Here is a 10,954-nt window from a genome sequence, read left to right as displayed (position 1 = left end):
AAATCTGGAGGCGAATTCTTCACTCCCCAAGATGTTTCGGAACTGATAGCCCGGCTAACGGTGCTCGGCAAAACTCGGGTGGGCAGGGTTTATGAAACTTCCAGCACGGAATGGATACAAATTGGCACAACCTACGCGCTCGCGGCGTAGGGGGTAGTTTTCGGAGGCAGGGGAGGGGGTAGAACTTGTTCACGCCGATTCAGCAAGCGCTAGGTCTTGAGCCCGGCAAGATTTCAATCGAACTAATAGAACGAGCCGTTGAAGAAGGTGTGCAGGAAACCGTATCTCTCGATTGGAGGGCGGAGTACTACGATTCCCTCCGCCCCGGCTGGGATGATGAAGTAGCAAAAGACATCGCTGCGATGGCTAACAGCGGCGGTGGTTGGATCGCTTTCGGCGTGGCGGAAGAAAAAGAGACGAGCGCTGCCTCGAAACTCAAACCGATTCTGCGGAACTTAGATGAACATCAGCGAATTCTCCGCACGGCATACGCTCACATAGGCCGCCTGTTCTCGGACTTGAATTTTTCCCTTGCCCAAAGACGACGGTCATCTCGTCATGATGCGAGTGCCGGATTCTCGCGAGGCTCCGGATTTGCGTGCAAGGGAAACGACGCATTTATTGCACCTCGCAGGAATGGGTCCACACACCGCTTTCATGAGCGATCATGAGATCGAGCAAGGTTTTCGCGAGCGGTTTCAACACCGCGACGATGACGAACGCCAGCCTCAGCCTCAAAGTCTGTACGAACAAACCGGAAGGGCGCTTGATTCGACGCAGGGAGTCTGCATGGTACTCGCCGCTATTCCACGAGAACCAGTAATGGGGCTACCGGGCTTGTCAGAAGCAGAAGCGCAGCGCTTCACGAATCCTCAACTATGTCCGGAACTCGTTTATTCCAACGCGCGGGCACTACTCAAGTGGGAAGGTGGACGTCTACGAAAAGGCTTGCGGAAATGGATTGTCCGGGAGTATGACAGCACTCGATTTCCGAGTCGTAGATTCCTTTCGGACGATGGTACTGTCGCCAGCTCGTACCGACTTGGTATCGCGTCGGAGCGAAGCGAGCAGAGTCATTATTTCCCGTTCGGTCAGCCCAATCACTGCATATCAGCGCATGTCGAATCTGCCGTCATAGACTTTGTCAGCCTGCTCCGCACCTATGCTGCCCAGCGTCAAGTAAATGGTGGATACCGTATCCGTGCCGGACTTGTTAGCAAATCCGAAGACGCAATCTACATCAGAAGAACTGAAGGAATCTGAATTTGACACCTTCGATTCTTTTAGAGGTCTAAGCGAAATAACTTGCTGGGATCGTCTGATATTTAGTGCAAAAGAAAGTGTCTACAAGGCCTGGACACCAATAACAGGACGTTTCCTCGATGTCGACGAGGTGGCTCTGACTCTTACACCAAAATCTGAAAACACCGGAACTTTCACGGCACGATTAAACTGTTTAAACCCATTCTTCGATGCCGGCGGATGGATAATTAGGTCTCGGCTAATTCGCACGGCCGCCTGGGCACGAAAGTCCTAGTTTGCCTAACGACTCTCGCAGTAGGACATCGCGGCCAGCCAGGAGGTGCTAGGTGCCCCGGAAATAGGCATCCCTTTCAAAGCCCCTAAGCTGGGTGGGTGGGGCAGGTCTCTGCTGTAGAGCAGACTCTGTCGCCACACAATAAAGGCAATAGCAGAATCCTTAGTCGGGGCATGGCGAGCGTGCAGCGGTTTTCTAATTCAGCCAGAGATACCGGATACTAGCTTCAATAACACATTTAACCGGCTGTGGCACTTATACAAGCAACAACACACCAATCACGCTACACAAGTGTCCCGCTCAGAATTAGCTGTCTATTGGGCACTTAGTAAGTCGTTTATATGTGCAATATGTAGCGACCTTATGCTCTTGTACGTTAAATATGACTATGCTTTCGTGTCGATTCTGATGTGTCGAGGGAAGATGATCATTGGCAATCTGGCCTAATCACTTTTCAGCTGAACGCCTTCTCGAATCACAGCGATCGGGCCCATATCTTTGTCCCAGGCGACTAGATTGACAGGCTTGCCTGGCTTGAATTCTACCGTGACGCCTTGTGCATCCCAGATACCAGCTGCATAAACCGGTCCAGCAACTGTCGCCCTGACTAGTTGACCTAGAGTTAGTTTTCCGCGTTTGGCAAATAGCGCGATTTGGTCTGCCAGAGTGGTTGCACCGCCGGCCAGGGTCTGGGTGCCCTCCAAGTAGCAGGCTCCGGTACGCACCTCGACCGGCAGACCACCGAGGGTGTATTTACCCTCCGGCATTCCGGCTGCGGCCAGCGAGTCCGTCACAAAGAATGCGCCTGGAATACCCAGTTGCAATGCCGCCCCATCTAGGTATTCGACGATGTCTTCGACGAGATCCGGGTGGACGTGGTAGCCGTCCGCGATCAGCTCGGCGCTAGCCTTGCCCGCCTTCGCCGCCTGAATGTATTCGCGGATTGGCCCGGGAGCTCGATGCGAGAAGCCGGTCATGGCGTTGAACAGGTGAGTTACGGTCTGGGCGGCCTGGCTTTTTTTCTTTACCTGTGCGCAGTCAGTAGTTTGCGAAACAACCGCATAGGTATGTTGTAATTCCTTGCGGGTGGCGGAGCCGTCGTCGTGGGAGTGTCCCCACGACGGTTTGCCACCGTGTTCGAGAAGAAGTTCCGTGGCTCGGTTGGCGCCCGGCGTTTCCGGGGCGATAGTCATGGTTTTGATCCAGCCGCGCCCGATCTTCAACCAGCCTAGTAACTCTTCCTCGTCGATGTCCCTGACGACAGCCGGGTTTTGCGCCCCGCACTTTTGGCGCGAAACGTATGGACCTTCCATGTGGATGCCAGCGAGCTGACCGTCTTCGCAGAAAGCCATCAGGGCTTCCAGCTGCGGGGTCGGGTCGGCGAGCGAGACCAGGGACGCAAACATAGCTGTTGTGCCGGCCAGCTGATGGGTTCGGATGGCCGCCGCGATTTGCTCTGGCTTGTAGTTGTCTGGAAACGCGAAGCCACCGCCGCCGTGACAGTGAATGTCAACTAGCCCGGGAGTTATTAGGTGCGCGCGACGAACGTCATCGCCGCTGGCAGCCTGAGCCTCGCTATTTGAAAAAAGCCGAACCATCGCACCGGATGCATCGACCTCGATGCCGTGCCCGACGTCACGCCCATAGCCGTCGAGAACGCGCCCTAGATAAATCATTTAACCAGCTCCCAGCGAGTCTGATATAAATCTTTAAAACGCAGGTATCTCGCTGCATCTTGGTCGAGCAAAACCGTCACATCAGGATGCATTTGAATGATTGTCGCAGGCCAAACAGCACTAACCGAGCCCTCAACAAGCTCCCGCACCGCATCTGCTTTGTTCTTGCCAAAGGCAAAAAGCAGTAATTTTTTAGCCTCCATAATGGTGCCTAGACCTTGCGTGATGCAGCGGCTAGGGACGGCTTTTTCTTCGCCACCGAAGAACCTGGCATTGTCTTTAATGGTCTGCGGAGCGAGTACCTCAACATGGGTACGCGACACCAAGGAGCCACCAGGTTCGTTGAAACCGATGTGACCGTCGGCGCCTAGACCTAGGATCTGCAAATCTACTTGTGCATCACGAATTTTGGCATCATATTTGGCAGCTTCAACATGCGGATCGCCATGCTGGACGTCTGGGGTGTTTAGCCCTTCTTCAGTTAAACCGGTTTTGTCGTCACCGACCAGGTTTCTACGCAGCACGTTTCTATATGATTCTGGATGATCTGGGTCAAGACCCACGTATTCATCTAGCGCAAACGCTTTTGCTTTAGATAGGTCAAATTGGCCTACGGCGTGTGCATCCCGCAATTTCGCATATAGCGGTTCCGGAGTAGATCCTGTGGCCACACCAAGGGTAGCACTCGGATTTGAGTAAAAAAACTCTCGAATTATACGAGCCCCTTCGCAGGATGCTTCTTCTACGCTAGCGAAGATTCCAACATTCATGGCTTTCCTTTCGTGGCGCGCAATGGCGCAAAATCAGTTTTATTGCTCTATGGCCTCGCGGAACCAGGTTGTGATACTCGTCGGATGCGTTATCGCGGTGCCAACGACAGCCGCCCACGCACCGGCCTCCATCACTTGTCGGGCTTGTTGCGGGGTGTGAATCCTGCCTTCACAGATGACCGGTGTTGTGGGGAATTCAGTTACCATTTCGCCCAACAGCTCGAAATCAGGGCCGGGTGTCTTTTCACGTTCTCCGGTGTAGCCAGCCAATGTTGTGCTGAGGATGTCACAACCTGCCTCTGCGGCCGAGCGTGCATCGGCAATCGAGCCGCAGTCTGCCATCACTAGCGAGCCGTCAGATTTGAGCGCATTTACGGTTTCGTTAAGACTCAATCCGTCGGGTCGGGGACGTGAGGTGGCGTCGATTGCCACGATGTCCGCTCCCGCGTTTATACAGGCTCGCGCATGACGCAGTGTTGGGGTGATATAGACTCCTTCGTGGCCTTCTTTCCAAAGGCCGATAACGGGCACCTCTACCTGGCCTTTGATAGCTCCGATGTCAGCGAGCCCCTGGCAGCGAATAGCTGCGGCTCCGCCAAGTTCCGCGGCCACCGCCATCTGCGCCATGGTTTCTGGGTGGCGCATCGGTTCTCCAACATAAGCCTGACAAGAAACCACAAGATGGCCTTTAAGTGATTCGATAATCGGATGCATGCTGTCTCCTAAAATATTTTTGTTGTTGGAAGTCATTTAATGGTTCGCATGAAGTGAACGCCGGCTCCGATGATTGCTGCCTTGTCGCCGAGATTGCCTTCGACTATCGGTGTTTTCGTTGTTCCTGCCATGGCTTGGCTTCGGTAGCCGTCTTTGAGGGCTGCTAACCAGTAATCGCCGACTTTTATTAAAGAGCCGGACAAAATAATGACATCTGGGTCAAATGAATTGGCCAGTCCACCAATAACTTGGCCTAGCGCAAAAGCTCCATCAACGAAGACATTTTTTGCAAACTCGTCGCCAGCGTCGGCCAGCTCTTTTAGCTGTCGTCCACCGCGAACGACGACGGGACGCTGCTCTCCTGGTGAGGTTCGATAAGCGCTTTCGTGCAGGTCGGCTATTCCCGTCAATGAGGCAGCAGCTTGGCGTGCGAAGCTGCTGCCGGGCACCCCCGCCTCGGCCTGTCGCTTGGCATAAAGACGGGCCGCTCCACTGCCTGAGGCGACCGACTCGATGTGTCCTTCGCGTCTACATGAGCACACGAGACCAGCCGCGTATGGGTGATTAATGTGTCCGAAGTGGCCGGCTACGGAGTGGGCGCCAAATAGGATTTTTCCATTTATAACTGCGGCTCCCCCTAGCCCAGTTCCAACAGCAAAAACGAGCGCCGTTTTCGCGCCGTTTCCTGCCCCATATGTGACTTCGCCCATAGCATGGCCGTGGACATCGTTTAGAACCCGAACAGGCAGTCCGAAACGCTCTGCTAAATATTTCCCTAACGGCTGACCGCCCCACCCTGGCATGGTGCCTGTCGCTGAAACAATTTTCCCATTTACTGCATCGACAACTCCTGCGCTGGCAATCGCGATGCCTCGTAGTATCTTTCCGCCCTTTCGGGCGAGCCTAATTTGGTCTTCGACTAGATCAGCTACGGATTCCAGAACTGCCCTTCCGCCTCGAGATGCCTCGGTGGCGATGCTCTTGGCTTGCGAAAGTCGGGGTTTTTCACCAGCTGCAAAATCATCACATGAGATTTGTCCAGCCAGAAAAGTGACAACTGCCGAAGCGATTTTTGTGCCGCCAATGTCTACCCCCAAGATGGAAAATCCAGCCCGGCTGAGGTCTGCGTCTACCACGTCTCGTCCTTAGTTACTTTTGGTTGATCGGCAAACACCGATTGATTGTTTGTTGTATTTCCTGCTTAACCGTCAGCACATATATCGCTTGCTGACGGTTAAGCAGTATTTTAATGTTGATCTCCTAAGCCCACGGGCGCAGCATTGTGAACTGGTTGAGACACCAACCGCTGGCGACGATTCCTAAAGTTTGTAGGCGGAAATTTTCCGTCTTTTTAGCTTCGACACATTGCCTGCGCTTGAGTTCTAAGATCAGCTACTTGAGGTCGTAAGACATGTCCTCAAGCTCGACGCCCTTGGTTTCTGGGATATGGCGAGCTACCAGCCAGATCAGGATTGCGGCAACTAAAGCGTAAGAGAAGTAGGTGCCAGACAGACCGATGCATTCCTTAGTTACCGGGAAGAGGAAGGTAATCAAGGTTCCACCGATCCAGTTACCGGCCGTAGCGAAGCCAAGGCCAGCGGTACGAATCTGATTCGGGAAGATCTCGCCGAGGAATACCCAAAGGACAACACCCCACGTACCACAGAAAATGATGTAAACCAGGTGAACGCTGATCAGCGCGACCATAGCCCAAACACCACTCAGATTGAGTGCGCCATCTTCGCTCAGTGTGCCTTGAGTGAAAGTAATAGCTGCAACAACCATCGCGGCGAACATGCCTATTGCACCCCAAAGAAGCAGCGGACGTCGACCAACCTTGTCGATAACAGACATACCCACGATCGTCATTACGATGCCGATGATAGAAGTCAGCACTGGAATGAATACAGAGAGATTACCTTCGAAACCTACCGTGCTCCAAAGGTCAGTTGCATACAGTAGAACGTTGTTAATACCTGCCATCTGGATGAGGAAGGCGAAGGCTAGCGCTACCCAAACGACTGGACGCAGCCCATATTTCTTGTCGCGAAGGTCAGCGAACCGGGGACGGTGTCCCGCAAGTGACCCACGGATCTCGTTGATTCGTCCCTTGGGGTCCGAGTCGGAGCCAACTGCAGAAATGATTTTCTCAGCTTCTTCTTCTTTTCCGATTGAGACGAGGTAGCGAGGAGATTCGGGTAAGAAGATAACGAAGACTCCATACAGAACGGCTGGTAGCAGCTCACTGATGAACATCCACCGCCAAGTGTGCAGCCCAAACCACCCTTCAGCGTCTGCAGAACCAGTGGCCTTAACCAAAATGAAGTTTGTGATGAAAGCACCAAAAATACCGACTGCAATTGCCAGTTGCTGAAGGGTTCCTAGTCTGCCCCGCTTATCGGCAGGAGCAATTTCTGCGATATAGGCAGGTGCGATGACAGCCGAGATGCCCACACCGAAGCCGCCGACTAGACGCCAAATAACTAGCGCGCCAAAGCTAAACGATAGGCCGCTCATAATCGCAGAGATAGAAAATAGGATTGCGGCAGCAATCATGACCTTTACACGACCAATTCGGTTAGCAATACCGCCTGCGATTGCAGCACCAACTGCTGCGCCCAGGCTAACGATGGAAACCACCAGGCCCGTTTGCCAAGGGGTAAGGCCGAAGCCGGTTTCGCTTCCTGATACTGAACCAATCGCACCGTTAATGACAGCAACGTCAAAACCGAACAGGAAGCCGCCTAGGGCAGCTGCCCCTGCGATTTGCAGGAGTCTGTTGTTATTGCTCATGAAAAATCCTTTCTAAGATTCGTGAGTTGATTTAGATGGTTGGAGTTGACATGAAGGAACGGACATCCTCTTTGACACGCTCCCACGTGCTTGTTCCGGGAACTGACAGTGCCCCGTGAAACGTTCCGGCGTACATATGCAATTCGGCGGGCACCCCTGCGTCTGCCAGATCTACGGCAAGGTTAATGCCTTCATCACGCAAAGGATCGGCCGGATTAACTATTACGAAAGTTGGCGGCATAAGCTGAGCCACTGCCCGGGAGGGGATATATGGCGAAGCTTTCATTGCGTCACCCAGGTATTGCCTCCAGGCGCCTTCGGAGGCTTCTTTTGTCCAGATAGGGCCGTCTTTATATGTTTCGAAAGATCTGGTAACCATGCCTGGTTCTAGGCAGGGTTCAAAGAGTATTGCCCGCTCTATATTTACCGGGGCGTCGGAGTTTTGAACGATCTGGATCGCCTGCTGTGCTAGACCAGCACCTGCAGAATCACCGAAAACTATTAAAGGCAAATCTGGATATTTATTCGCTAGATATCGCAATGAGTCTGCGCAGTCTTGTGCTCCAGCAGGCCAGGGGTGTTCAGGAGCTAACCGGTAATCTGGGCTGGCGATGACTGCTCCTCCGAAAAGCTCTACCAACTCGCTATTACGTTCATCGTCGTATCGCGCCGCACCCGCTACATAGCCGCCACCATGTATTGCCAACACGGCTACTTTTGACTCAACACCTTCTGCGCGTAGACAGCGTAAATTGAATTTTTCGCCTAGTTGAACGTCAGTTGCGACGATGCCATCTTTAGGATGCACGTCAGCAAGTAACTTCTCACCTTCTTCTCGCATCGCGACGACGTTTTCAGTGTCTTGTTTTGGTGTTGCCGCGATAACGTCCCGCAGCTCTTCGGCGATGAATGGTTTGGGAAGCTCCTGCCTGGTTCCATAGCGGTTGATGAAGGCTCCAACTACCCGGTAGAATTCTTCTGGTTGGTCTCTTCTGACAGTGTGGGATGCGTCAGAAATTAAAACGGAGCTAATAAACGGTTTGCCGAGTTTTTCTAGTTCTGCTTGACCGCTTTTGCCGAAAAGAACATCGTTTTGGTCGCCGGTAACCAGCAGAGTAGGCATCTTTAGCTTTGCGAAAACTTCTCGCCCTAGTGTGCCAACCACTCCGGTAGCAACGAATTTGCGGTCGACTTGGGTTTTACCTTGTGCCCATGCGCCGTATTCAGACGGTGGCCATGCCGTGTAGACCTTCATTAGTTCGCTGATGGCATCGCCAACATGCTCGGTCACCATTTCCTGGCGCTTTACTAGATCTGCGGCTGAACTGCGGTAGAGCTCATTCTGCTCCGGAGTTAGCAAAGCGGGATCTTCTAGCACCAGAGCTTGAACGATGTCGGGCAGCTGCTGCGCGATCGTGGCCGCAATCGCACCACCTAGCGAGTGACCGATTAATACGACTTTTCTACTTAGGCTTGCTCGTGCCGCCTCAACAACTACAGAACGCATTTGTGCGACCATTGCAGCAAAGGGGTCTTTGAGTTCTTCAGCAGTAAAGCTTTCAGACAACCCATGCCCTAGGGTGTCTACTAGGTATATTTTCCAATCTTTTTTCCATTCGCGCGCAAGATCAGAAAGCGAGGCAGCATTATCTGTTACGCCGTGGAACGCGACGATAACTCCTCGAGATTCACAGCCCGTGACTGAATACGAGATGCGTTTTTGATTCATGAGACTTCCTTAGGTACATCGTCAGGAAAACAACATTCACCCTAGGGCAAATGTTTAATAACACCCTAGGGTACTGCTATGCTTGTTGTCAACAACGAAAACACCAAAGGATGACTCATGGAGCCAAAGTACGCAAAGGTATACGATGCTTTACTTAAACGAATATCGGGAATGAGCCCTGGGGAGCGCCTGGACAGCGAAGTAAAACTTGCTTCTTCTTTCAAAGTTTCCCCCATGACAGTTCGCCGTGCGCTGATGCTATTGAGCCAGAATGGCCTGACTATTGGAATACCTGGACGCGGAACGTTTGTCGCAGATCGAAACCAGCCTTCTTCACAAAAAGATCCGCTTTCCACAGTAGGTAGTTGGAATGCAGCTGGATACCCTCAGACCCACGTGAAACTTGTCTCGGCAGCGTTGGAAACAGCTGATGAAGATGAATGCAAGTTGCTTCACGCCAATGATAAGACGTTCGTCGCAACCATCCGCAGAGCGCATTACCTAGATGAAACATGCCAAGAACTTGCTGGAATTGAGACTGCTTTAGTCAGGGCTGATGACTTCCCCGGAATTCTTGGCCTAGATCTATCCAGCAACCTACTCTCGCTTTTGTCAAAACACTTCGGCGAAAAAATTAGCACTCTGCAAAGTATTAGAACCGTGCGCTCGCGCATCGCAACCGATGATGAGGCAAAGCATCTTCACTTGCCCGAACCTGATGCTCTATTAATTATTGGGGCTTCATTCCGAAATCCAGAGGGTAAAACTGTTGCAGAGATGACCACCAAATTCATCGGCAAACACGTTGTGCTAACACTCTAACGAACCATCTAGCCACCAGTTACCCACAAAGTTTTGGTTTGGCCAGCAAAGAAAGATGACAGCAGTTTCGTCTTAACTATTTCGAATTTCCGGACAGTTCATCTACTTCACACACCCTTGAGCTCGCGGCTGCCGCTAACTTCCAGGCGCTGTTTCATTCCCTGGCGCGCGCCGGAGGTCTTGACATGCGCCAGCCTCGCTAGACTATTAGCGAGTTTATTACCTAGGGGGTTCTAGTGGCGGCATCGGATCAGCGCGCTAATCTACATCGGACGATTTGGCGGGTAGCCAATGATTTGCGTGGCAGCGTAGATGGTTGGGATTTTAAAGCCTATGTGTTGGGAATGTTGTTCTATCGTTTCATTTCCGAACACATCACCAATTGGGTAAATAAGATACAGGCTGAGGGCGGGGAGGCAGATTTTAACTACGCCCAAATAGGTGATGAGCAGGCAGAGACCGCCCGGGAATATATGGTGAACACACTGGGGTTCTTTATTCCGCCCTCAGAGTTGTTCCAAAACGTGCGCCGAGTCGCGCCTCGTGACCAAAACTTAAACGAGACTTTAGCGGCGGTGTTTGCCGATATTGAGGCTTCTGCTATTGGATCCAGTTCGGAAGATGACCTTAAAGGGCTGTTTGATGACGTGAATACCAATAGTCCTCGTTTGGGGAACTCGATTGCGGAGCGAAACGCCAAGCTGGTGAAACTGCTTGATGCTATCGCGGACCTGGAGCTGGGTAATTATCAGGATGCCGATATTGATACTTTCGGTGATGCCTACGAATATTTGATGACCATGTATGCCTCGTCGGCTGGAAAATCTGGAGGCGAATTCTTCACTCCCCAAGATGTTTCGGAACTGATAGCCCGGCTAACGGTGCTCGGCAAAACTCGGGTGGGCAGGGTTTA

11 protein-coding genes are annotated in these 10,954 nt (G+C 52.4%); 5 read left to right on the top strand and 6 right to left on the bottom strand.

The genetic code is table 11. The features are described from left to right. Window positions 1–185: 185 nt before the first annotated feature. From F605_RS10785 to F605_RS11580, 3 genes are read left to right on the top strand one after another with little or no spacing between them, the layout of a single operon-like run. On the top strand, window positions 186–671 hold the full coding sequence (locus F605_RS10785; protein WP_051132067.1) for an AlbA family DNA-binding domain-containing protein: 486 nt from the start codon (window positions 186–188) through the stop codon (window positions 669–671). Next, on the top strand, window positions 658–1,263 hold the full coding sequence (locus F605_RS11365) for a hypothetical protein (RefSeq protein WP_051132066.1): 606 nt from the start codon (window positions 658–660) through the stop codon (window positions 1,261–1,263). The genes F605_RS10785 and F605_RS11365 overlap by 14 nt, the downstream gene beginning before the upstream one ends. Then, window positions 1,184–1,537, top strand: coding sequence for a 4'-phosphopantetheinyl transferase superfamily protein (locus F605_RS11580; RefSeq protein ID WP_081639071.1), 354 nt, complete (start codon window positions 1,184–1,186; stop codon window positions 1,535–1,537). Before F605_RS11365 ends, F605_RS11580 begins: the two co-directional genes overlap by 80 nt. A 443-nt stretch (window positions 1,538–1,980) precedes the next feature. Here the strand turns inward: F605_RS11580 and F605_RS0100040 are convergent, their stop codons facing one another. The 6 genes from F605_RS0100040 to F605_RS0100015 form a co-directional block, all read right to left on the bottom strand. Continuing rightward, complete coding sequence (locus F605_RS0100040) at window positions 1,981–3,213, bottom strand: N-acetylglucosamine-6-phosphate deacetylase (RefSeq protein ID WP_022863877.1); 1,233 nt, start codon at window positions 3,211–3,213, stop codon at window positions 1,981–1,983. Continuing rightward, window positions 3,210–3,983 carry a glucosamine-6-phosphate deaminase gene (locus tag F605_RS0100035; protein ID WP_022863876.1) on the bottom strand — a complete coding sequence of 258 codons (774 nt, stop codon included), beginning with the start codon at window positions 3,981–3,983 and terminating at the stop codon, window positions 3,210–3,212. The genes F605_RS0100040 and F605_RS0100035 overlap by 4 nt, the downstream gene beginning before the upstream one ends. 39 nt (window positions 3,984–4,022) lie before the next feature. Further along, window positions 4,023–4,697: an N-acetylmannosamine-6-phosphate 2-epimerase gene (locus F605_RS0100030; protein ID WP_022863875.1), complete on the bottom strand. Its 675-nt coding sequence runs from the start codon at window positions 4,695–4,697 to the stop codon at window positions 4,023–4,025. Window positions 4,698–4,729: 32 nt separating this feature from the next. Next, on the bottom strand, window positions 4,730–5,833 hold the full coding sequence (locus tag F605_RS0100025) for an ROK family protein (protein ID WP_022863874.1): 1,104 nt from the start codon (window positions 5,831–5,833) through the stop codon (window positions 4,730–4,732). 256 nt (window positions 5,834–6,089) lie between these two features. Beyond that, window positions 6,090–7,490: a sugar porter family MFS transporter gene (locus F605_RS0100020; protein WP_022863873.1), complete on the bottom strand. Its 1,401-nt coding sequence runs from the start codon at window positions 7,488–7,490 to the stop codon at window positions 6,090–6,092. Between the two features lie 31 nt (window positions 7,491–7,521). Beyond that, window positions 7,522–9,219 (bottom strand): alpha/beta fold hydrolase, encoded by a 1,698-nt coding sequence (locus F605_RS0100015; RefSeq protein WP_022863872.1) that lies wholly within the window; start codon window positions 9,217–9,219, stop codon window positions 7,522–7,524. A gap of 117 nt (window positions 9,220–9,336) precedes the next feature. Between F605_RS0100015 and F605_RS0100010 the strand changes: the two genes are divergently transcribed. Together F605_RS0100010 and F605_RS0100005 are read left to right on the top strand one after the other, a co-directional pair. Beyond that, window positions 9,337–10,041: a GntR family transcriptional regulator gene (locus F605_RS0100010; RefSeq protein WP_022863871.1), complete on the top strand. Its 705-nt coding sequence runs from the start codon at window positions 9,337–9,339 to the stop codon at window positions 10,039–10,041. Between the two features lie 236 nt (window positions 10,042–10,277). Beyond that, a partial coding sequence (locus F605_RS0100005; protein ID WP_022863870.1) for a type I restriction-modification system subunit M occupies window positions 10,278–10,954 on the top strand: 677 nt, incomplete at its 3' end.

Source organism: Varibaculum cambriense DSM 15806 (assembly GCF_000420065.1).
Lineage (GTDB): Bacteria > Actinomycetota > Actinomycetes > Actinomycetales > Actinomycetaceae > Varibaculum > Varibaculum cambriense.
Note: the sequence above shows the minus strand (reverse complement) of the source record. Positions and strands in the feature narration are given on the sequence as shown.

Bases quoted from the DNA above. Each gene is read 5' to 3' on its own strand.
- F605_RS11365 (WP_051132066.1), top strand. From the start codon at position 658: ATGAGCGATCATGAGATCGAGCAAGGTTTTCGCGAGCGGTTTCAACAC.
- F605_RS11580 (WP_081639071.1), top strand. From the start codon at position 1,184: ATGGTGGATACCGTATCCGTGCCGGACTTGTTAGCAAATCCGAAGACG.
- F605_RS0100040 (WP_022863877.1), bottom strand. From the start codon at position 3,213: ATGATTTATCTAGGGCGCGTTCTCGACGGCTATGGGCGTGACGTCGGG.
- F605_RS0100035 (WP_022863876.1), bottom strand. From the start codon at position 3,983: ATGAATGTTGGAATCTTCGCTAGCGTAGAAGAAGCATCCTGCGAAGGG.
- F605_RS0100030 (WP_022863875.1), bottom strand. From the start codon at position 4,697: ATGCATCCGATTATCGAATCACTTAAAGGCCATCTTGTGGTTTCTTGT.
- F605_RS0100020 (WP_022863873.1), bottom strand. From the start codon at position 7,490: ATGAGCAATAACAACAGACTCCTGCAAATCGCAGGGGCAGCTGCCCTA.
- F605_RS0100015 (WP_022863872.1), bottom strand. From the start codon at position 9,219: ATGAATCAAAAACGCATCTCGTATTCAGTCACGGGCTGTGAATCTCGA.
- F605_RS0100010 (WP_022863871.1), top strand. From the start codon at position 9,337: ATGGAGCCAAAGTACGCAAAGGTATACGATGCTTTACTTAAACGAATA.